The organism is Moritella viscosa, from assembly GCF_900120065.1.
Classification (GTDB): Bacteria; Pseudomonadota; Gammaproteobacteria; order Enterobacterales; family Moritellaceae; genus Moritella; species Moritella viscosa.
The window spans coordinates 23,145-47,153 of the sequence record NZ_FPLG01000114.1 but is presented as its reverse complement, the minus strand read 5'-3'; the positions used below and the strand labels follow the sequence as shown (position 1 = coordinate 47,153).

18 protein-coding genes are annotated in these 24,009 nt (G+C 39.1%); 8 read left to right on the top strand and 10 right to left on the bottom strand.

Translation table 11 applies throughout. From position 1 onward, the window contains the following. Nucleotides 1-23: 23 nt before the first annotated feature. Both BT797_RS18390 and cdd read left to right on the top strand, forming a co-directional pair. The gene (locus BT797_RS18390; RefSeq protein ID WP_075473127.1) at nt 24-1,214 is read left to right on the top strand and encodes a class I SAM-dependent methyltransferase; all 1,191 of its coding nucleotides are present in this window, start codon (nt 24-26) and stop codon (nt 1,212-1,214) included. A gap of 103 nt (nt 1,215-1,317) precedes the next feature. Further along, nucleotides 1,318-2,226: a cytidine deaminase gene (cdd, locus tag BT797_RS18385; RefSeq protein WP_075473126.1), complete on the top strand. Its 909-nt coding sequence runs from the start codon at nt 1,318-1,320 to the stop codon at nt 2,224-2,226. Nucleotides 2,227-2,297: 71 nt separating this feature from the next. Here cdd and BT797_RS18380 read toward each other — a convergent pair whose 3' ends face one another. Then, nucleotides 2,298-3,137, bottom strand: coding sequence for a 2OG-Fe(II) oxygenase family protein (locus BT797_RS18380; protein WP_075473125.1), 840 nt, complete (start codon nt 3,135-3,137; stop codon nt 2,298-2,300). A gap of 227 nt (nt 3,138-3,364) precedes the next feature. After that, nucleotides 3,365-4,036, bottom strand: coding sequence for a thioredoxin domain-containing protein (locus BT797_RS18375; protein ID WP_170860788.1), 672 nt, complete (start codon nt 4,034-4,036; stop codon nt 3,365-3,367). Between the two features lie 414 nt (nt 4,037-4,450). Here BT797_RS18375 and BT797_RS18370 point away from each other — a divergent pair, with 414 nt between their 5' ends. The 3 genes from BT797_RS18370 (at nt 4,451) to BT797_RS18360 (ending at nt 10,840) form a co-directional block, all read left to right on the top strand. Then, on the top strand, nt 4,451-6,364 hold the full coding sequence (locus BT797_RS18370) for a methyl-accepting chemotaxis protein (RefSeq protein WP_075473123.1): 1,914 nt from the start codon (nt 4,451-4,453) through the stop codon (nt 6,362-6,364). A 305-nt stretch (nt 6,365-6,669) separates the two neighbouring features. Continuing rightward, nucleotides 6,670-8,583: a methyl-accepting chemotaxis protein gene (locus BT797_RS18365; RefSeq protein ID WP_075473122.1), complete on the top strand. Its 1,914-nt coding sequence runs from the start codon at nt 6,670-6,672 to the stop codon at nt 8,581-8,583. 343 nt (nt 8,584-8,926) lie between these two features. Further along, nucleotides 8,927-10,840, top strand: a complete 1,914-nt coding sequence (locus tag BT797_RS18360; protein WP_075473121.1) for a methyl-accepting chemotaxis protein — start codon at nt 8,927-8,929, stop codon at nt 10,838-10,840. 97 nt (nt 10,841-10,937) lie between these two features. On the opposite strand, the gene BT797_RS18355 is transcribed toward BT797_RS18360, so the two are convergent. The 5 genes from BT797_RS18355 to BT797_RS18335 all read right to left on the bottom strand — a co-directional run bounded on the left by BT797_RS18355 (nt 10,938) and on the right by BT797_RS18335 (nt 17,637). Further along, nucleotides 10,938-12,401: a diaminobutyrate--2-oxoglutarate transaminase family protein gene (locus tag BT797_RS18355; RefSeq protein ID WP_045110620.1), complete on the bottom strand. Its 1,464-nt coding sequence runs from the start codon at nt 12,399-12,401 to the stop codon at nt 10,938-10,940. A gap of 53 nt (nt 12,402-12,454) precedes the next feature. Then, on the bottom strand, nt 12,455-13,606 hold the full coding sequence (gene nspC / locus BT797_RS18350; protein WP_075473120.1) for a carboxynorspermidine decarboxylase: 1,152 nt from the start codon (nt 13,604-13,606) through the stop codon (nt 12,455-12,457). Then, entirely contained in the window at nt 13,606-14,826 is a 1,221-nt protein-coding gene (locus BT797_RS18345; RefSeq protein WP_075473119.1) for a carboxynorspermidine synthase, read from the bottom strand. The genes nspC and BT797_RS18345 overlap by 1 nt, the downstream gene beginning before the upstream one ends. A gap of 127 nt (nt 14,827-14,953) precedes the next feature. Further along, nucleotides 14,954-16,492, bottom strand: coding sequence for a pyridoxal phosphate-dependent decarboxylase family protein (locus BT797_RS18340; RefSeq protein ID WP_075473118.1), 1,539 nt, complete (start codon nt 16,490-16,492; stop codon nt 14,954-14,956). Nucleotides 16,493-16,878: 386 nt separating this feature from the next. Continuing rightward, nucleotides 16,879-17,637, bottom strand: a complete 759-nt coding sequence (locus BT797_RS18335) for a helix-turn-helix domain-containing protein (protein ID WP_045110623.1) — start codon at nt 17,635-17,637, stop codon at nt 16,879-16,881. A gap of 124 nt (nt 17,638-17,761) precedes the next feature. Between BT797_RS18335 and BT797_RS18330 the strand changes: the two genes are divergently transcribed. Continuing rightward, entirely contained in the window at nt 17,762-18,643 is an 882-nt protein-coding gene (locus BT797_RS18330; protein WP_052678326.1) for an SMP-30/gluconolactonase/LRE family protein, read from the top strand. Here BT797_RS18330 and BT797_RS18325 read toward each other — a convergent pair. Further along, a complete protein-coding gene (locus BT797_RS18325) occupies nt 18,640-19,764 on the bottom strand; it encodes a DNA alkylation repair protein (RefSeq protein WP_045110624.1) in 1,125 nt (374 codons plus the stop codon). The genes BT797_RS18330 and BT797_RS18325 overlap by 4 nt on opposite strands. Nucleotides 19,765-20,326: 562 nt before the next feature. On the opposite strand from BT797_RS18325, the gene BT797_RS24605 reads away from it, so the two are divergent. Beyond that, on the top strand, nt 20,327-20,818 hold the full coding sequence (locus BT797_RS24605; RefSeq protein WP_075473117.1) for a prepilin-type N-terminal cleavage/methylation domain-containing protein: 492 nt from the start codon (nt 20,327-20,329) through the stop codon (nt 20,816-20,818). Nucleotides 20,819-21,146: 328 nt separating this feature from the next. Then, nucleotides 21,147-21,596 carry an SMI1/KNR4 family protein gene (locus BT797_RS18315; protein ID WP_075473116.1) on the top strand — a complete coding sequence of 150 codons (450 nt, stop codon included), beginning with the start codon at nt 21,147-21,149 and terminating at the stop codon, nt 21,594-21,596. Between the two features lie 66 nt (nt 21,597-21,662). Here the strand turns inward: BT797_RS18315 and BT797_RS18310 are convergent, their stop codons facing one another. Further along, nucleotides 21,663-22,883: a hypothetical protein gene (locus BT797_RS18310; RefSeq protein WP_244534230.1), complete on the bottom strand. Its 1,221-nt coding sequence runs from the start codon at nt 22,881-22,883 to the stop codon at nt 21,663-21,665. Between the two features lie 232 nt (nt 22,884-23,115). Then, nucleotides 23,116-23,745: a LysE family translocator gene (locus BT797_RS18305; RefSeq protein WP_045110626.1), complete on the bottom strand. Its 630-nt coding sequence runs from the start codon at nt 23,743-23,745 to the stop codon at nt 23,116-23,118. Nucleotides 23,746-24,009 lie beyond the last annotated feature (264 nt).

The following is a 24,009-nucleotide window of genomic DNA, read 5'->3' as shown; positions in this document are numbered from 1 at the left end:
CTATAGAAGAATAAGAGATTTAAATGACAGCTCAAATTATCCTTGCTAAAGGCAAAGAAAAAGCACTTAAACGTAGACACCCGTGGATTTTCTCTGGCGCAGTTTCAAAAGTAAAAGGCGAAACAGCAGCTGGTGACACAGTTGATATCATGAGTGCGGGTGGTGAATGGCTAGCATCTGGCAGCTACTCTCCAGAATCTCAAATTCGTGTACGTGTGTGGCATTACGACCGTGGCGTAGAAATCGATCAAGCATTCTTTGAAAAGCGCATCAAACAAGCACAATCACTACGTGATGAATTAATCGAAGAAAAAGGTCTAACTGGCTACCGTTTAATCGCAGCTGAATCTGATAGCCTGCCAGGTATAACGATCGATCGTTATAACGATTTTTTGGTATGTCAGCTATTATCAGCGGGTGCAGATTTTCACCGTGACACACTTGTTGCAGCATTAAGTGTTCTTTACCCAGAATGCAGCATCTACGAACGTTCAGATGTAGCCGTGCGTAAAAAAGAAGGCCTAGAACTAGTACAAGGTGTCCTTAAAGGTGAAGAGCCACCAGAAGTAGTTGTCATCGAAGAAAATGGCGTTAAAATTGAGGTTGATATTAAAGGTGGCCATAAAACTGGTTTCTACCTTGATCAACGTGATAACCGTCAAGCTGCTGCAAAATATGCAAAAGGCAAAGACGTACTTAACTGCTTCTCTTACACAGGTGGTTTTGGTGTTTACGCACTACAAGCTGGCGCAAAATCAATCACTAATGTTGATTTATCGCAACCTGCGCTGGACATTGCAAAACGCAATATGGAACACAACGAGTTAGATCTTTCAAAAGCAGAATTCGAACGTGCTGACGTATTCAAACTACTACGTAGATACCGTGAAGAAGGCCGTACATTTGATACCATCATTCTTGACCCACCTAAATTTGCAGAAAACAAAGCGCAAATGAAAGGTGCTTGTCGTGGTTATAAAGACATCAACTTTGTGGCAATGCAAGTACTTAAGCCAGGTGGCACGCTGTTAACATTCTCATGTTCAGGTCTTATGGAAGATGGTTTATTCCAGAAAATTGTTGCGGATGCAGCACTGGATGCTGGTCGAGATGCTTATATCGTTGAGCGTTTATCACAAGCAGGTGATCACCCAACGGCTAGCTTCTATCCAGAAGGTTATTATCTAAACGGTTTAGTACTAAAAGTTTTATAATTTAGAGCTTTAACCTTGTAATAAATTGGATTTAGTTGCAAAGTGGCACACAGATAGAATTTAATTCTCTATTCAGTGCCACTTTTTAATAAGGCCAATTTTTATGAAAAACAATCTTCAAACAGCACTTTCTAGTTTACCTAAATCACTTCAAAGCCATATTCTACCTATAATCTCTAAACCTGATTTTAAAGGTGTCATTAGCGCTGACGATGTCGACTTATTACAACTGCACTCCGCACTTGAAACGCCTGAATTATTATTCAGTTTATTGCCCCTCGCTGCAGCCTATTCTGTTGCACCGATCTCAGAGTTTAATGTCGGAGCAATTGCACGAGCAGGATCTGGTAATCTCTATTTCGGTGCTAACTATGAATTTACGAATCAAGCATTATTCAACAGTGTTCATGCTGAACAAGCCGCTATCAATAATATATTTAGTCACCATGAAACAGAAATTTTAGATATTACAATTACCGCAAGCCCCTGTGGTCACTGCCGCCAGTTTATGAATGAATTAAGCTGCGCAAACGAATTGATTGTGAACCTTGAAGCCAGCGGTAGCAAACCACTGTCAGTCCTATTACCCGATTCATTTGGCCCAAGTGACTTAGGTGTAACCTCTCCCCTTCTTACTGCAGAAGCGGTATCACTTTCATTTAATACCAACTCAGCAGTTAATGATAGTAATTCAACGCTTGCTAATGTGGCTCTACAGGCCGCAAATACGAGCTATGCACCTTACAGCCATTGCCATGCAGGTATTGCATTAAAAACGACGAATGGGACAGTGATTAGTGGCCGTTATATTGAAAATGCGGCATTTAATCCATCTTTATCGCCACTGCAATCAGTATTAATTAATTTGAATTTAGCGGGATATGAATTGGCAGATATAGAAGCGATGATATTAGTTGAAGAAATAGGGACTAAGATGAGTCATGCACAAGCAACACAAGTGTTAGTATCTGAACTAGGTATTGTGAATTATCAATCTTTATTCGCAAACTAAACAATAAACGAAAACATCAACTATCCAAGTGATACTTGATGTTTTCGTTATTACATACTTAAAGTAGAATATTAAAGAACACCCAACTCACGCAATCTTTCAGTTAAATACTCATCTGCAGTATAACGGTCTGATAATACAACCTCTGCATTAGGATGTAAAAATAGCGGTAACGAAACGCGCGCTTTAGTCATATCAGCGCCTTCTGGGTTAATCACCCGGTGCGTTGTTGATGGGAAGTAACCACCAGATGCTTCTTGCAGCATATCACCAATGTTAATTATAATGTTACCAAAATCACTTGGTACATCTAACCATGTACCATCTTGTTTCAGTACTTGTAAACCTGGCTCATTAGCAGCAGGTAACACAGTTAGCATGTTAATGTCTTCATGCGCGGCAGCACGAATAGCACCAACTTCTTCATTACCTGTCATTGGAGGATAATGTAATACACGTAGTAATGTACGTGTACTTTCTTCAACCATCTTTGACAATGGCATGCTGTATTTTGCAGATACTTCAGCTGGTGAAAATTTTTCAACCCAGTCAAGTAGCTCAGCAGCAAGTGCATTTGCTTGCTCGTAATACGCTAGAATATTTTCTTTTAATGACTCAGGAATACGACCCCAAGTATATACATGGAAATACTCTTTAATATCTTTAACACTGTGGCCTTTTGCTGTTTCAGAAACCGTTGCAGGAAAAAAACCATCTTGCGTTTCAGGTTTAAACAAAAAATCGTGCTTTTCTTCAGTTTCAAAGAATGCTTGCCATTCAGTGTAAATCGCTTGGACTAATGCCGGATTAATAGGGTGATTAGTTAATACACCAAAGCCTGTTTCACGAAGTGATTTTACAAACGCTTCGCCGCCGTTCTCTGCATGGTAATCAATTGCTGCTAATGCCATTTTATATACTTCTCTGTCTAATATTGCTGGAGATAATAAAATTCATTAAACATAATGTCTACTGTTATAAAACAATTTTGCCACACAAATAGCCAACAACCATCATACGTAATTACTGGCGCTCACAAACAATACAATATAGTTTTGAATGAAAGGTAATATAAAAAAAGGGCTACATAAATGTAGCCCTTTTAGTGGTTATTACTATGATAATGATTTATTTAATACTATTGAGTTAAACCACTTAAATAAGTAATAGTCGCTGCCAAATCTTCTAATGTTTTATGTGCACCCGAATTAACTAAGTACTTACCTTTGACTAAGAAAACAGGTACAGATGCGATATTAGCGTTAGTCACAATTTCTTCTGCTTTAACCATTTTCTGATATACAGCTTCATGTTCAGCTTCACTGAAATCGATTGGGCTCTTCATATTGTATTTTTCAAATATTGCAATCATCTGTGCTTTTTTTTGTGCTGGCGTTATTACTTCTGCAGCTTCTTTTTTAACGTCTTCTCCACCATGCCCATGATCATCACTACCGTTTTGTGTGTAGGCAAATAGTTCTGCCATCATCTCTGAACTCGGTTTACCACCATTTTGATTTGCTGCTGCATAATAAACATAAGCCGAACGTTGTGCACTTTCATTAAATGTTACATGGGTTTTAGCTATATCTACTTTAGCCATACCTTCAATTGTAGGAATCAATGATTCCATATTCCGGCAATTTCCACATGCAAGAGAGAATATTTCTACAACATCAGGTATATCAGACATTGCTGTTGGAATGATTGAATATTCTTTTCCTTCTTTAGGGCCATTATCTTCGCTGCAACCAGCAAGGGCAAAAAAAGAAACAAAAACGAATAATAACGGCTTAAAGATAGATTTCATAATAAATAGAGGACCATAAGTTGGAAAGCTCGAGAGAATATAATGTATTGTCGATAGTGTCGAATAATATTACCTTGGTTTACTTTCACCATGATATAGATCAATTAAGTCGCGCCATAACAACTATCATCGAATTTTCATTCAAATATTGAAATCTAAAACACCAAGATAAATAAGTTCATAACGCTACTACCTACTAATTTCCTAGTCATTAAGCAATGAAAATAACTACAATCACAAAATTAATAGGTAGCTGGCCACAATTAAAGTGATCTAGATGCAGATTATAATATAAAGAAATATACAATAAAGAACCATATGGATATTATCCTGCGGGCGATGCCGACAGGTACCGAATCTACCACTCTCGACTTCTACTATCAATTAATACCGTTATGTAAGGATTAAGTTAACGTGAATTTTTTATCCAGTTTTAAAGGCCGTATCATTACAGTAGTAATATTACTCGTTATTTCCTCACTCGTGATATCGAGTTTTATTTCTTACCGACAATTATCTACTTCTATCGTAGGCAATATTGATAAATATTCGCAACTACAAGTCAATAGTACTGCCAATAAAATTAATAGTTGGTTTCAAAATATCAAAAAAGGTTTAGCTGCAACAGCGCCTGATTTTGCAATCCCTCGTGATGATGAACAATTATTACTCATGGTGAAACAAGTATTTCTCGCTACCGACGCAAATGATATTTTGGCTGCTTATGAAGACGGTAAAGCAATTACAGCGATAGACGGCAAGCTAAGTTTAGAAAGCTATGATCCACGTACTCGCGACTGGTATAAAGACGCAAAACAAAAAGGCTCAACAATCATTACCGGTATTTACAGTGATGCTACAACGGGCGGATTAATGATAAGTATTGCTGAACCCTTCTATTATAATGGCCAATTTTCAGGGGCATTATTAGCTGATATTCGCTTAGAAACAGTAAGTAACTTTATTAAAAATTCATCATTTGCAGATACCACGCTTAATTTATATGACATGACAGGCATGACCATCGCGTCAACAGATGATAGTCAAATCGTAGGTAAGCCGATGGACTCAGCTAATGCTACATTGACACGACTTAAAGACATGATCTCAAGTAACGAAGAAGGTACTTTCGAATTTAGCCAAGATAAGAAAACAACGCTTGCGTATTTCACAACATTAAACCTTAATGATACTATTTCTTGGAAAGTAGCTATCACAGTAGACAAATCTTCTCACTTTATCGAGATTGAAGAGGGTTTAAACAGCGCACTTATCACTGGATTCATCCTCGTGATTATGGCATCTATTATTAGCTTATTATCCTTAAACCGTTTATATCGCCCTATCCTCACACTAAAAGAAACAATTGTAGATCTTGCTAATGGCAATGCTGATTTAACCCGCCGTATCGATGTTCAAAGCAATGATGACTTAGGCCAGATTGCAGACGCAGTGAATAAATTCACGCTTAATTTACAAAGCATGATGTTAGACATATCACAATCAACAACCTATATCTCAGACGGTATTGAAGCACTTCGTTCGCAGACAGTACACAATAATAATGTATTACTAGAGCATGCAGCTGAAACAGAACAGATTGTTGTTGCTATTACAGAGATGAGTTCTACAGCAGATAGCGTTGCTCAAAGTGCTGCGCAATCGGCTACCTTCACACAAAAATCAACGGATGAAGCTAAACGTTCTAAAGAAGTGGTTAAAGGTGCGGTATTTGGCGTTGCAGAACTCGTTACAGAAGTGGATAAGATGGCATTGAACATTCAAACCATGAACGAAGATACCAATAAAATTAATTCAGTATTAAGCGTCATTGGAGAAATTGCAGACCAAACGAATTTACTCGCATTAAACGCCGCAATTGAAGCTGCTCGAGCAGGTGATCAAGGTCGTGGATTCGCCGTCGTCGCAGATGAAGTGCGAACGTTAGCAGCCAGAACACAACAGAGTACTTCTGAAATTAACGATATGCTAACCCGATTACGTAGCGGTGCAGACTCTGTTGTGCAAGCAATGAAAACCACAAAAACGAGCTGCGAACAAACAGCAGAAACAACTGAAAGTGTTAATGAAAGCCTAGATTCAATGACAGAATCAGTACTTCAAATAAACGATCTTGGCATTCAAATAGCCACAGCGGCAGAAGAACAAAGTTCAGTAACTGAAGAAATTAATCGTAACATGACCACGATTCAGCATATGGTACAGCAATTAACAACTAACAGTGAAAAGACACTCAGTAGCACCCATAACTTAGCAAGTAGCAATGCACAGCTAATGGGTATTGTTAGCCAATTCAAACTTAAATAGTATAAGTAATGCGTTGAACCTTATTCAACTTTGGAACAACGCATTAATTCATTGTTAACGCCCGCTAAAACCTCACAAATATAACCACTCTAAGTCCCTCAAGACTCAATCCAACCCAGCATATGCATTAATACTTAATGATTAGAGACACTAAAATTTAGTGACCAAGATCAACTATTGAGCATTAAAAATGCGATGTCTATTTCCCCTGCCGATAAGCTAATAACAATGTAATTACGATAGTGTTGTCGCGTTATTATGCGTATTAACACTCCCGATACTAATGATTATAAGGATGTACCCACGTGAATTTCTTATCAAGTTTTAAAGGCCGGATAATTACAGTAATTTTGTTACTGCTTATTACAACGCTAGCAATATCAAACTTTCTTTCGTATCGCCAACTCTCTTCGTTAATGAAAGAGAATATCGATAATTACTCAACTCTGAAAGTCAGCAGTACCTCTGAAAAAGTAAATGTTTGGTTTCAAACAATTAAGGATGGTTTGATTGGTACCGCCCCCGATTTTTCTTTACCACGTGATGATGACCAGATTAATTTGATGGTGCAGCAAATTAATGCTTCAACGAAAGCAACGGATATCCTAGTCGGTTTTGAAGATGGGCGATCTTATAGCGCGACTAGCGGCAGACATGATGCATCTGAATACGACCCTCGTGCACGAGGTTGGTATGAAGAGGCAAAACGTAAAGGCACAACGATTATTACACCTATGTACAAAGATGCATTTACAAAGAATTTATTAGTCAGTATTGCCGAACCATTTTACAGTAATGGTCAGCTACAAGGTGTACTACTTGCCGATATAGAACTTAATGTCTTAGAAGACATAGTTAAAGCATCTGCGTTTGATCATGCAACCACCAGTTTATTCGATGAAGTCGGTACTACGATTGCGTCTACGGATAAAATCGAAAACCCAGGTGAATCAAAGCTTGCTGATAACACTGCACTTACCCAATTACAGCAGCAAATGCTCGCAGAACAAAAAGGTAAACTAACTCATTCGGTTAATGGTAAAGAAAAAATTAGCTATTTTGAATCAGTTAAACTCGATAACCAATTAAGTTGGCATATATTAGTCACTCTGGACAAAGAAGCGCACCACGCCATCATTTCAGACAGCTTAGAAGATTCGCTTATCACTGCGATTATAATGACGCTTATTGTGACTTTGTTAATATTCATTTGTCTGAATAAACTCTATCAACCAATCATCGCACTAAAATCGACGGTTCAAGACCTGGCGCAAGGTAATGGTGATTTAACCCAGCGACTTGAAGTAACAAGTAAAGATGATTTAGGGCAGATTGCTGAAGCGGTAAATACCTTTATTGCTAATCTCCAAACAATCATGTTAGAAATATCGCAATCAACAACACATATTTCTAGCGGTATTGAGCAACTTAGATCCCATACAGAACACAATAATGCTGTATTAATTGACCACGCAAGTGAAACCGATCAGGTCGTTGTCGCAGTAACAGAAATGAGTTCGACCGCTGACAGTGTGGCTCAAAGTGCTGCGCAAAGTGCAACCTTCACACAAAAATCAACCGATGAGGCACACCAATCTAAAACGGTCGTTCAAGGTGCAGTAAACGGGGTTGCAGACTTAGTAAATGAAGTTGAAGCAATGGCGTTAAACATTCAAACTATGAATGAAGATACTCACAAAATTAGCTCAGTATTAAGTGTGATTGGTGAAATTGCAGATCAAACTAACCTACTCGCGCTTAATGCAGCGATTGAAGCGGCGCGTGCAGGTGAACAAGGTCGAGGCTTCGCAGTGGTTGCAGATGAAGTTAGAACGCTAGCGGCAAGAACCCAGCAAAGTACCTCAGAGATTAATGAGATGCTAACTCGCTTACGCAATGGTGCTGATACCGTTGTAAAAGCCATGGACACAACAAAATTGAGTTGTCAGCAAACCGCAGATACAACAGCAAGTGTGAATGTAAGTCTTGATTCTATGACAAATTCAGTGATGCAAATTAATGATCTCGGTATTCAAATTGCGACAGCTGCAGAAGAACAAAGCTCAGTAACAGAAGAGATTAACCGTAATATGACTATGATTCAAAATATGGTTTCTCAGTTAACCCAAAATGGTGAAAAAACCATGGACAGTACGCATACTCTGGCAAGCTCGAATGATCAACTTGTTGCCATTGTTGGACAGTTCAAGCTGCAATAATTTAAAAGGAAGAAATCAACCGTAACATGACGATGATCCAAAACATGGGCGACACACGTAATCTAGCTAATTGTAATGAACAATTATTGCCTATTGTAGGTCAATTCAAACTAAAGTAATCACAAGATAAAATATTAAACGTTGTGGTATTTCATAGCCACAACGTTTTCAATATCATCATAATCAAGAACTTCCCACCAAACTAACATTGCATAATCTTACAAAACCCTACCGAAACCCTCATGTGAATGATAAGATGTTCAAAAAACTGCCATAATCTGAATATATATTGGCAAATCAGCTGTATAGCAAAACTTTTAACTATTAAAGGGTATTGATTCACGTGGATTTTCTATCAAGTTTTAAAGGGCGAATAATATCTGTCATTATTCTGCTCTTAATAATCACCTTAACTATTTCTAACTTATTTTCTTATCGCCAGCTATCTTCTTCAATGTCGAGTAATATCAACGATTACTCTATATTAAAAGTGGATACCACATCGGCAAAGATTAATACGTGGTTTCAAACCATTAAAGAAGGTTTAATTGCGACTGCACCCGATTTTTCGCAAGTTCGTGATGACGAGCAATTACACCTTATGGTTCGACAAATCACCGCAGCCACCAAAGCCAGTGATATCTTAGTTGGTTTTGCTGATGGTCGCTCTTATGGCGCAGCAAGTGGTAAACGGGATTTAGCAAGTTACGATCCTCGTACTCGTGACTGGTATACTTTAGCACAACAAAAACGCACCACGATCGTGACAGCTATGTATAAGGATGCACTAACCAAGCAATTACTTATTAGTATTGCTTCACCGTTTTATAAAAATGGTCAACTTGAAGGTGTACTGCTTGCAGATATCGAGCTAGGCGTTTTAAATGATATGGTTCGTGCGTCTGCATTCGCCAACGCGATAACAAGTTTACACGATAACCAAGGCACGACAATCGCATCCACAGAGCAGATCCGTAACCCAGGACAAAGCAAGCTAGCGGATGAAATGGGTTATGCGCAACTACAACAAGAAATGCTCAGTAAAGATGAAGGTGTAACAAACTTCACTGTTAATGGTGCTGATAAAGTAAGTTACTTTGAAACCATCAAGCTAGATGACTCGATGAGCTGGCATTTACTCATCACTATTGATCAGTCTGCTCACTACGCCACAGTGCAAGAACTATTAGAAGACAGTATATTCAGTGCCCTGCTACTTATTATTGTTGCATCCGCTATCGTATATGCCGCACTTAATCGATTATACCGCCCAATTCTGGCATTAAAATCAACAGTTCAAGACCTTGCTCAAGGTAATGCAGATTTAACACAACGCTTAGCTGTAAACAGTAATGATGATTTAGGCCAGATAGCTGAAGCAGTAAATCGATTCGTAATCAACTTACAAGATATGATGTTAGAGATATCACAGTCGACAGATCATATTTCCTCAGGTATTGAGCAATTAAGATCGCAAACTGAACACAACAACACGGTATTAATCGATCATGCAAGTGAAACAGACCAAGTTGTTGTCGCAGTAACAGAAATGAGTTCAACCGCAGACAGTGTTGCTCAAAATGCGGCACAATCAGCAACCTTTACCCAGCAATCAGCAGACGAAGCGCATAAATCAAAAGCGGTTGTAGAAGGTGCTGTACACGGTGTTGCAGACTTAGTGAATGAAGTTGAAGCGATGGCGCTTAATATTCAAACAATGAATGAAGACACCCATAAAATCAGCACTGTATTAAGTGTGATTGGTGAGATTGCCGACCAAACTAACTTACTTGCACTGAATGCTGCAATTGAAGCCGCACGTGCTGGTGAGCAAGGTCGTGGTTTTGCGGTTGTAGCTGATGAAGTACGTACGCTAGCTGCACGTACACAACAAAGTACCTCTGAGATTAATGAAATGTTAGCCCGTCTACGTAACGGCGCAGACATGGTTGTTCGTGCTATGGACATCACCAAAGCCAGTTGTCAGCAAACAGCGACGACCACGGCAAGTGTTAATGATAACCTTGATTCAATGACTAACTCTGTCATGCAGATTAATGATCTAGGTATTCAAATAGCAACAGCAGCAGAAGAACAGAGCTCTGTAACGGAAGAAATCAACCGTAACATGACCATGATCCAAGCTATGGTTAATCAACTGACCGATAACGGTGAGAAAACCATGGACAGTACACGTAACTTAGCAAGTTCAAATGAACAGTTAGTCGCGATTGTTGGTCAGTTTAAGCTGAAATAAGACGTTGTAAGTAACAAACTCAGAGTACACGAACAAAAAAGGCCTTTAGTTAATACTAAAGGCCTTTTTATTAAGTTAAATTGTTAGTGCTAATTATTTAACCAACTGAGTTAATCGCATCTGTTAAGATAGTGACAACCACATCAATCTCTTTAGGCTGAATGATCAGTGGTGGTAACATGCGGATAGTCGAACCAAAACGCCCACCTAGTTCAATAATTAAACCACGACGTAATGCCGCTTGTTGAATGTCTTTCGCACGTTGACCATCTTGTGGAAAGTTACCTAACGCATCACGTTCGCCATTCGGATCAACAATCTCAATACCCAACATCAAACCACGGCCACGAACATCACCGATAACGTCACTTTCAATCGCTTCTAAGTCGTGTTTTAACTTAGCACCCATTGCACCCGCATGTAAATGCAGTTGCTCTTGCGCAAGATGACGCATTACCACCAATCCTGATGCCATTGCTAACTGGTTACCACGGAATGTACCTGCGTGAGCACCTGGTTGCCATGTATCAAAATCACTGTGATAAATGACAGCAGCTAATGGCTGACCGCCGCCTAAGGCTTTAGAAACAACAATCACATCCGGTTCAATATCAGCATGTTCAAATGCAAATACTTTACCCGTACGGCCCATCCCCGCTTGAATCTCATCAATGATAAGAACAATACCGTGACGTTTAGTAATATCACGTAAGCCTTTAAGCCATGTTGGATCTGCGGGTAATGAACCTGCTTCACCCTGCACTGCTTCAACGATGATAGCAGCTGGCTTAGCTACGCCCGATTCAGGATCGGTTAACATTGTTTCTAACTGGTAAAGGCTGGCTTTAATCCCTGTTTCACCTAGGCCATACGGACAGCGAGGTGCGTATGGGAATGGCATAATTTGCACATCCGCGCCCGTCATGCTCAATGCTGATTTAGGCCCTAAGTTACCCATCATTGCTAACGCTCCATGCGTCATACCATGATAAGCGCCTGAGAATGCCAGTATCGAACGACGGCCAGTAGCAATTTTAGCTAGCTTTAGTGCGGCTTCAACTGCATCTGAACCACAAGGGCTACACATTTGAATGCGTGCATTTTCAGCCATATTACCCGGTAGCAAATCCAATAATTGCGTCATAAACTGATCTTTAACAGGTGTCATCAGATCTAACGTTTGCATTGGTACTTCTGATTGCACAGCTTGTATCAAGGCTTCTGTAACATCAGGATGACTATGACCCAGTGCTAACGTACCAGCAGCTGCTAAACAATCAATAAAAATCTGTTGTTCAGTATCTTCAACAAAGATACCTTGGCCGCGTTTTAACGCAAATGGCAAACGACGCGGATAACTGCGTGCATTTGATTCACGCTGTTCTTGGCGTTGTAAATAGCTATTAGTCGCTAGCACACGTGCTGGCTGACTCAGAAACGAAGCAAGATTTAACGCAGCAGGCGTTTGTGGACGCATCACTGACTCATCATTATTCATTTCTGTCACATAATTTAAAACTTCGCTCACGTCGTTTCCAACCTTCTCTGATCTTTTATTCATAATTGCCACCTTGTGAAAGGTATCAGTCATATTGTTACTTACATTCGGCAAGATTAATCTTGACCCAACGTGGCCTTGAAATCCTGATAATCAAATTGATTCAGGGTTTCTATTTTGCCTTCAACACGCGTCCCATTAACGTCATCGCTAGCAATACGCTTATAGTAGATACTTGGCATTTTAAGGCCGTTAAACCAGTTCAGTTTCACCATGGTATAACCCGCTGAATCTTTAATAGTTAAACGATCGCCGACTTGTAGTTGCTGTGGAAAATTGGCTTCACCAAATATATCCCCTGCCAAACATGAACAGCTGCCAATAATGTAAGGATGTTCGCCATCTTCTGTTGCTTCAGCAAAACTCGCAGGCTCATTATAGATTAAGGTATCTAAACGATGTGCTTCTGTTGCGCTATCTACAATCGCGGTTTTTTTATCGTTTTCAACAACATCTAATACCGACACAACTAAATCTGTCGTATCAGTAATAACCGCTTCACCCGGTTCTAAATAAAGCTGTACTTGGTGCTTTTCAGCAAAAGCTTTAAGCGCTAATGCTAAGTCCGCCACAGGGTAACCCGGATAAGTGAAGAACAAACCACCGCCTAAGCTAACCCAAGATACTTGATTCAAATGCGCAGAAAACTGTTCTGAAATTGTGTTCAGGATAGTGTTATAAGCAACAAAATCCTTATTTTCACAATTCATGTGGAACATCAAACCATCAAGTTTAGACACTGTTTCAACAGTAAGACCCGCTTGTTTAACACCTAAACGAGAATAAGCGCGCGCAGGATCAGCAAGATCTTGTCCCGCATAACTCACTTCAGGGTTAATACGCAGACCAACGCTGCTCGCGGCATTAAGCAAAGGCTGCATGCGTTCGAGTTGTGATACCGAGTTAAAAATTATTTTATCGGCAATATCACGCACAGCAATCACGTCATCTTCGCTGTAACCTACGCTATAAGCATGTGTTTCACCGGGAAATGCTTCGTGACCGAGCTGAACTTCGTACGGCCCACTGCTTGTTGTACCGTCTAAATATTTACTGATGGTGTCGAAGGTTCCCCATGTCGAGAAACACTTCAACGCTAACACCAATTTTACACCAGAAAGATCTTTTAACTGCTTACAGATCTCAAGATTACGCAACAGTTTATCTTCGTGGATAATGAAATAAGGTGTTTTCAAAGACGCCAACATTATTTGCAATCCAACTCTTGAACTTCCCACGTTAGACCAATACGTGGCATCAATTCTAAGAAGTCATCTGGATTAAGCTGTTCTACGTTGAACAAACCAGCATCGCTCCACTTACCTTGGAAATAAAGTAGTGCGGCAGTGATTGCAGGAACGCCCGTTGTATAAGAAATCGCTTGATGCTCAACTTCTTTGTATGCTTCTTCGTGGTCACAGATGTTGTATACAAATACACTACGTGGCTTGCCAACTTTCGTACCACGTACCCATGTACCGATACAGGTTTTACCAGTGTAACCAGCAGCAAGTGATGTTGGATCCGGTAAGATCGCTTTCAATACTTTAAGCGGTTCAACAGTAATACCGTCAGTTGTCGTAACAGGTGTTTGGCTTAATAGACCGATATCACGCATTACGTTGAAGTAGTTTAGGTAGTTATCAGAGAACCCCATCCAGAATTCAATACGTTTTGCAGGAATGAATTCTGCCAATGAACGTACTTCATCGTGCGCCATTGAGTAAACTTTTTGTTGACCAACAACTGGGAAATCAAATTCCATTACACGGCTGTGGCAAGGCACTTGATGCCATTCTTTGTTCTCGTAGTAGAACGAATCACCTAAGATCTCTAACATATTTGTTTCTGGATCAAAGTTAGTTGCAAACCGTTGACCGTGATCACCCGCGTTTACATCCATTACGTCGATGCTGTCGATTTCATCAAACAAGTGCTTGTATGCATACGTTGCGAATACGCTTACTACGCCTGGATCAAAACCAGCACCAAGAATACCTGTGATACCGGCTTTTTCGAAATCGTCACGGAATGCCCATTGTGGATCATAAGCTTCAGGAACTTGTTGACCTTCACTGCATAAATCAGTTGCAACAGATGTGTCTAGGTAAGCCGTTTTAGTTGCTACACATGCAGCCATGATTGCTACGTTAACCCACGGAGGACCGGCGTTGATGACTAAATCTGGATTCACTTCTTCGATAAGAGCGATCAGTTCATCTTTGTTATCAACGTTGATTTCACGTGATACTAAGCTGCGAGTCTTGTCTTTTAAGTTGTCGCGGTGATGAACACTTGTGATGATCTTGTCACATTTAGCGATTGTACGTGAGGCGATTGTGATATCACCAAACACGTCATTATTTTGAGCACATTTATGCGCAATAACCCAACCAACACCACCAGCACCAATTTGTAATACAGACATATTTATTCCTTAAACTTATTCTTTTTTGTTATTTATTAATTAGCTTTTAGATTCAATATCTAAACAGCCTATCCTGTCACTAATTGGCGTATTCAAGAAACGCCAACCAGTATTATCTTTGCGTTGTCTACTTGATATAATCTTGCTCTGCAGCAAAATCAGCAATCTTGGTAAACAGACTTTCAAAATCACTTAACTGCAAGCATGGATTCAAAATCGTCAGTTTCAGGCAGGTATAACCATTAATTTTGGTTTCACCTAAGACAGCTTGCCCTGCGGTTAACAAATCTAAACGTAAACGCTGATTGATCATGCTGATTTCTTCTTCATGCTCAATGCTTACATCGCTGTTTGTAGATAAATGGTTATACCTAAATAATACGGTGCTTAATTGCGGTTGCGCCAACAGTTCAAATTTGTCTGTCGCTGTCACTAACGCTGCCACATCTTGAGTCAGACTGATTAGGTGATCGTACATTGCACCAAACTTGTCCGTACCCAAAGCCTGCATAGACATTAGTAGTTTTAACGCATCAAAACGCTTTGTCGTGGCAATCGATTTGTCCACCAAGTTTGGTAGTTCATCGGTTTCTCGATTAAGGTAGTCAGCATGATGTAACAAGTATTTAAAATTGTGGTTATCACGAATAAGCAATGCGCCACAACTAATAGGTTGGAAGAACAACTTGTGAAAATCGGTACTAATCGAATCCGCCAGCTCAATACCAGCCAAACGATCTTTGTGTGAACTCAAGATCAATGCACCACCGTATGCGCCATCAACGTGGAACCACATATTATGCTGTTCGCTGATAGCCGCAATCGCTTGCAGATCATCAATTGCACCAAGGTCTGTCGTACCTGCCGTACCAACCACACAGAATGGGATCAAGTCTTGCGACTGTAGATCGGCAATCGTTGCAGTTAGCGCGTTCATATCTAAGCAACCAAACTCGTCAGTCGCCACAGTAACCACGGCTCGTTCACCCAGTCCCATTAACGAGGCTGACTTTTGCACGGTAAAATGACTTGTCTGTGAACACAGAATCCGCAACTTTTTCGCGTAACTTGGTAAACCGTCCTTCTGAACGCTTTCACCGGAGATCTGTTCTACCGCACGGTCACGAGCCAATAACAGACCCATTAAGTTACTTTGTGTACCACCACTGGTAAACACACCATCAGCACCATTATGTGTCGCCGACTCCACAAGATCATAACCAAACAATTCACATAACCAATCTGTCATTTTCTGTTCTACATAGGTAGCAGAAGACGCTTGGTCCCATGAGTCCATAGATTGATTTAATGCAGATATAATCGTTTCAGCAGCCAGAGCAGGGATTAACGGTGGCGTGTGTAAATGCGCAATACAATGCGGGTGTTGCACAATAATTGCGTTTTTACCAATGAGATTCACATTATTTGAAATGATCTCAGCAAGAGGTGCAATCGGTGCTTTACCAATTGGCATTGCCATGATTTGTTCATTTAATTGCGCAGGTTCAAGCCCTGAATACGGTGCGTCAATAGCAGTAAACATCGCTGATAATTCGCGTGCTGAATGCTCGATAGCGTTAAGGTAATGCGGCTGTGCTTTAGGATCTAGATGTATAAATACATCAGACCAATCGTTGTTTTGGTTTTGGTTTGAGTTTTTCATCATTCTTCAAATTTTAAATAAAAAAATGCATATTCGAATGCTAAATCACGCTAAAAACGGTTTAAACAAGCGAACAGGTAAGCTGCGCTGGGCAACAGATAGAAAATGCTAAATTTTAGGCAAAGCGGTAAAGCACTTGCGCTAATCAGAGATCAGAAGTACGGTAGGGAAATACGAAATGTGTGATTAATGGTTTCTATCACTGTATTTTAAAGTCCATATAAAAACAAAATAATCGAGGAGCTCGATTTAATGGCGACAATGTAATTTAAATGTAATTTAGATGCAAGCAGTTTATGTCGCATTTATTATAAATTAATCTGTAAATACAAGATTACTTAGTTATAACAACCAGAGCAATAACAAGCTATAAACATATTTAAGATGTTTTAACGCGTAAATGCTGGCACTTTAAAGTAGCTTGGCAGATCGAACGGTGTTGTAGTAGCAACGAGTTTAAACGGTTTAAGCTCCTCTGTCGGATAAAACATTTGATCTAATGTCGCTTGTTGCTGAAAACGGAAATAAAGATTATCGACTTCTTGATAGAATTGCTTGCTACTGGTCTCACTCAATAAACGACTCGCAGAATAAAATGGATAATTAGTCCCTGTATGTGAAGAGATCGCCTCCGCTATAAAACGCTTATTGACCCTCACTAATGTTTGGAGCATTGGTCCATCAGAACGCCATTTAATAGGTCTGTTCACAACAAAGTAAAACTGATTACCTTGCCCTAGTCTAATCAAAGACAGTTTTTCTAATTCACGCAAATATAAATATATATCCGTTTGCTGTAAATTATTTTGTGACGCTATCGTTTTTAAGTCAAAGTCACTCACCAGCAACATAAAAAATGACATCAGACCCGGATTACCCACCAGCGCAGATTCAATTTCTATAGACAGAACGGTCGGTTCTGTAGGGCTATTACTGGATAACTCTACTAAATCCGTAAAATTGACCCCAATCACTTTACAGATATCCATCAACCGACTTAGCTTACAGTCTTGATCTTTAAATAACCGTTTAATGGTGGGTTCTGACGTATTCATCAACTCAGCAAGATCGCGATAACGCAGCCCTTGTGACTTTAAAACTTGCTTAAGCGTACTAAATAGCCCAGTACGTTGTCGTTGTTCATCCATAATCTGATCCTAAACTTAACAATAAGTATCAATTCCTAATACTCAATTAGGCAATAGTTGTGTCGCGCTCAACTATTGATAACCTAATTAGCGTACTTAATCAACAAACTAAAGGAACTGAGCCATGAGTAACTGGAATAAAATAAAGAAAACAACGTTAGCCCTATCTATTATTACAGCATCCCTAACAAGCTACGCAGTTAATGCTAAACAGCCCGTATGGACAATAAATAATTTAGATCAACCAGAGTCTGTGGTAACCAGTATTGATGGACAATTTATCTATATCAGTAATATTAATGGCCAGCCTATGGAACTCAATGGTCAAGGTTACATCAGTATCGCAAATGCAAACGGTAAGATGCTTAATCAGCATTGGCTTAAAGGGTTAGATGCGCCAAAAGGCTTAGCACTATCCGGTCAGCATTTATATGTCGCTGATATGCAAAAACTAGTAAAGATAAATACCAGCACAGGCAAGGTAGAAAATACATACAAAGCACCAAACGCTAAAATGCTAAACGATGTAACGGCCACTACTGATGGTACGATTTATGTGAGCGATTTACTTGAAGGCACAATTTATCGTCTCAAGAATGGTAAGTTTGAAGCTTGGTTTAAAAGCAGCGCATTACCCCACCCTAACGGCTTATATGCACAGCAAGGTGAGTTATTAATTGGTAGCTGGGGTAAAGGAATGAACAGCGACTTTTCGACCGCCGAACTCGGTTCACTATTACGATTAAACATTTCAGAACAGCAATTATCAACAGTGCCAACCGGATACAAACTCGGTAACCTCGATGGTGTTATTATGACAACGGACGAGTCTATCTATGTCAGTGACTGGCTTTCAGGTGAGTTGTTTAAACTACAAGGAAAAGAACGTAAATTGGTTTTAAGTTTAAAACTGGGTTTAGCGGATATAGGCGTGAACAAGCAATATCTATTCACACCGATGATGATGGACAATGAAGTTAATGCATGGAAACTAAGTGATTTTTAATCCGTTAATTCAAAGCTATACAGTGCGCCTTTGTCAGGATTGACCTCGCTTTCTTGGCCATTAATAATAATGGCCAATTTATGTATACCTAAATGAAATACACGGGTACTGATCACTTTAAAGCTTTGATGGCGGCCTATCTGTTCTTGTGCATTAGTGTCTATTATTCTCTCACTGATTTTAAACACTTTACGGGCTAAGTTGCCATTCTTCTTGAGATAATATAGTCCGTATTCCAAACGTAATTTTTGAGGTTGTTGGCTGGTATTTTCAATCGAAAAGTTAAATTTAAGCTTATCTCCCACTTTTACAACAGGCGTGGTGATAGCCATTGCGGTGAGTTTTATCTGATCTTGCTGAAAGCCAAACAGCGCCATAATCTCTGGCTGTGCTTGCTTGAGTAAAGTCCGACACGCATGTTTAACGAGTTTGTCCGTCAGTTCATTGTCACCTAGCCACTGCGTTGCTATTTGTACTACTACATCGCTGTTATCTTTAGCAATGTCATTGAGGTTATTCGCCACACTGCGCCTCACAACTTCACAGTCATCTTGTTTCAATGCAGTTAAAATAGCTAACAAAGGCGTCGGATCTTTTTTAAATGCAGGTAATGCCATCGCCCAAGGTAATCTCGGTCGTGAACCTTCGCTGGCTAAGCGGCGGACATGGCGACTCTCATGTGCAGTCCATGCCAACATCTGCGCTAACATCTGCGTCGGATAACGTATAATGAAAGGCCTAACCGCAAATTCACAACTGGTATATTGAGTTACAAATTCAAAGCCATCAACAGCAGTGTCATAATCATCAAGCCCATACATTTCGATATAAGCAGGCAGGCACATATACTCAAGACTTTGCTCTTTAATCCCCTCAGCCCTCAATTCGAGAATAATGCGTTTAAGCACTACAACTGCATCACTAAAATCAACGGGCATAAAATAATGAAGGACTTCCGCCGTATGATGCATACGCTGCTTTAGTTCATATTCCACGAAGCTATCATTAAAGATCATTTGGTGAAACTTAACTGAATCAAAGTCAGGTAACACCTTCGTTAGTACACCCGAGAATTGCTCATAAAATGCAGTGCAATAAACGTCCTTAAATAACTCAGCCATAAATAAACTTTCATCCTAATGGTAATCAATGCGGCGATTGATAAAACTGTATAGATAAAACTATATAGCAAGAGTGGAATAATTTAAATGATTTGGACTAGTGTGATAACTAAAATCCCCAACTGAAAGCATTTCGCATATCTGGTAAATTTTTGTTATGAAATCCTTGTTTATTAGCCATGGTATTTTTCCTTATGTGTTATCCGTTTAGTCCTTGCAGACCCGATAACGCTACTTTGCCAAAATCCATACATATCGTCCAATTGATAATTTATATAGCATTCATTGTTTATAAGAATGTAATTTAATAATGCAACTAATCATCCATACTAAATTGTCTATGGCTGACCAGTCGTTCGAGTTAATGCCGTAACGACGCTTACTGCAAAAATCATGTAATTCTGTATACACAAAATCAAATAAGCACAAATATTGTATTTTAAATACCATAAAAATTTGTAAGGGAGCATAATTTTCATTATGGTTACACTAATGAAAAGTATTAGGCAAAATTACGTGTAATACACAGCTAGCAATAATTACTTAAAAACGAGTCTTCTACATGTTAAATAGAAATGTCAGCAAGGGTTTTACACTAATAGAACTCGTTATCGTGATTATAATTTTGGGTATACTGACCGCTACGGCAATCCCTAAATTTATTGATATTTCAAGAGATGCGCGTATTAGTGTTTTAGAGTCAATTGCGGGGAGCATGAGAAGTGTTTCTTCTTCAGTGCACATGAAAGGTATAATACAGAACACGCCAGATACAGGACCAGATTCGCTAAGGGCTATCCAAACTAATTTAGGACCGGTTGATTCATGGTATAAATACCCTGAAAGCAAAGGCGAACAAGGTGTTGGTCTTGGAATTGTTGAATTAATATCCCTCGACGCTGAAGACATACAAGTTTTTAGCGAAGACAGATCAGATCCAGATTGCTGGTTTATTAAGGTAGGTTATGATGAATCCGTTTGTTATGTTCAATATAAAGAAGCATGCAGTAGCAGTATTCCCCCAGAAATACCTGTAGATTCAACGGGTTGCTAATGCGGCGTAGCAGCATCTAAAAATAGGTTTGGATGGGCATACCTGAACCTGATGGTGCAGATTACCGCTGTAGCATTGAAATTATAGGGATGGAAGTTTTATTTACCTCAAGACTTAAAGTGTGAATTTGACATATTATCAGCTTACTTCCCTCACCATTAGCACCGAATTAACCGCTACTTAATAATACTCCCTGTCAAATAATGAATATATCAATAATAAATTGAATCATTTGATCATCATGTGTATCTTGTTTTTATTATAAAATTAAGACAATTTTAATCGTAATAATGGTAATAAGCCATTAGCGAGCTTGGAGTATTTTTAAATGAATAGCATTGATACATTTGTAAAAAACTGGGGCAGTAAAAACGCCATGGTACCAATAAATACTCAGGATATTGCAGAGCTTGAATCAAAATTACAGGGTATTTTACCTGACTCATATAAATATTTAATATCTACATACGGCTTAGTTCACACGCCAAATGTATTAACTAAAATTTGCGATTTGAATTCCGATATTTCTGAAGTACAAGATTTCTTAAGCCTGGAAGATGTCGCTTCACTATCACAGCTATATGAAATGGGCGGTATGCCAAAGGGCCATATTTTATTTGCGTCAGATTGTAAGGGCAACATGTTTTGTTTCAAACTTAGCGATTGTGCAAATCAACAAACAGATGCGCCAGTATGGTTTTTTAACTATGCTGCTTGCAGTGTTACGCAAGTATCTAATTCTTTCACCGAATGGCTCGATGAGTTCAACGAACTTTAAGAGAGCCTACAATAAAGTGAGTAATATCTATCAATATTGATAGATATTACCTCCAAGAATTTGGATTTACAATTTTTCAATCGCATTGTTAAACTTCAAGCTTTCTATTTTTTGAAGCGTGACCTTTCCATCACCACTATCTCTATGATCTTCAACTAAATATGAGTTACCACTTAATTTAGTTATTGTATAGTTGCCTACATCACCAGAAAATATAACGGTATTACTACCAGAATTCCCTGTAATATTATTGTCGAGTTCATTCACAACAACATTCGTGTTTTTATTGCCCGTTAAACTGACGTCTTTTAGGTATCGAGAATGGTTTGTGTAAGGCTTTAACTCATTATATCTAAGGCTGAATGTCCCATCGAAACTTTCATCTATTCGAGCATTGTAAGTTAAATAAGGGTGAAAAAAATCCCCTATTAGAGCAGCACCTAAAGGATCTTTTGTTTTAATATCAGCCCTTGTTTTTGCAAGATATATTCCCCACATTCCTCCGCTGTTCAAGTCTTTCTTTTTCCAAGCGCCCCATAAACCATAATAAGAGTCGATAGCAGCTGCAAGATATTCCTGAGATAAACTATTTTCTGTTGTGAGTTCTACAATCCAGTCTTTATTGTCATTGCCCAAACCCCATATACCATCTGTCATTGCCCCGACTTGTGCGCTTCGAATATCGCTTTGATATGCAGGTAGTGAACCTATAAACTCTTCATTTTGGTCAACACCAATACCTGTGTCATGAACCATATGCAAAATTTCTTCAAATGTTGCATCTCGGTGTTTATAATCTTGCTTGATATACCACTCATCTCCTTCAACTTGTATCTCATTTTGATAGAGCGGTTGACCATCTAATTCAGCTGCCGGATTCTTCCCATCATCACTTCCATTTAGTAATAGTAACGTCGCACCATTCCCTGCCATTTTATTAGCAACCGAAGACTTATCACTCCCATACTTAGATGAAGTATAATTCGTTAAGTAATGAGCTAGAACCGAACGAGCTCTGACTATTTGGTTATTGCTTAACTGATCTTGAGCAATAATATGTATTGGCTGTCCATTTGGTGCAATGACAGAAGTGTATCGATCAAACCTAAGCGCTTTCGTATATTTGTCTGAAAGCGCTTTAGGTACTGATGAAATACCAACTACTATCACTGGTGATGAAGAACTAGAACTAGAACTAGAACTAGAACTAGAACTAGAACTAGTGTTACAGCCAACTAATAAAAAAGTAATAATCACTGCGGCTATACTCGATTTTTTTATTCCCATAAGAGTATTCTCGTTTATGTAAAATTCGAAATGAAAATATCAAAAATCAAATAAGCATTCTGTATTAGATCTCTTACTTTTACACACACATACATATCTTATACACACTCTGACACACGATTAATCACGTTTAGAGGCTTGATAACACCCATTTATTTCTATTGTTTATTTGTAGTTTGCTTATAAAAAAATGAATAACTCTTCGTACAACTAAGGAGCAAGAAAGAAAATATTACACCCGAGTACTGGCTAAACTCACGCCAAAACTAACAAAGAGTCCACCGCTGACATAGTTTAACCACTTCGCTATTTTAGGTGTTGTCAGCAACGCTTTAAGCTTCGTAGCAAAAAGAATGACTACAAGGAACCAGCTAGCCACAACCAACGCCTGAACAAGCCCTAGCATCATGCTTTGTTCTAAAATATGTTGTGGCGAAATAAATTGGGGGAAGATAGACAAATAGAACAACACAATCTTGGGATTGAGTAAATTGGTTAACAATCCTTTTGTAAAGCTACTGAGTAAAGACGGATTAATCGCGCGTTTATTCGGATCTAATGTTAATTCAGACAGCATTAGGCCGTTTTTGATATTACTCACACCTAGCCACAGTAAATAACCGACCCCGAGCCATTTAAAGAGATTAAAAGCCACAGCAGACTGTGACAGTAACAGGCTTAACCCTTGTGCTGATACAAAAGCATGAATCAGAAAACCAAAACCGACACCGACTATATTAACGAACGCAAATCGCTTTCCCTGGGCCAATGAGGTATACAAAATGAGCAGTGCATTGGGACCAGGGATTATGGCCAATAAAAAAACAATGCCAGCAAAGGCCATTAAAGTATTAATCGTCATTTTTGAATCCTAATAAAAGTCTCAGCAACATGCTAAATAAGCATGTGTAAAAGCGTATTATAGTGACATTAATAACTAAATAGCGAGTGACGATTAACTCTATCCACCAGTACTCAGCAGACAATCAGGCTTGTGTCATGGATTAAAAACCTAACAACCTTCAGTCCTTCCTTCCGTTATAACACTAAATACCTTTATTTTTCGGATGAAGTGTTGCAACTGGTATGACCTCACGTACAATATTGTTGAAATGTTACTCTAAGC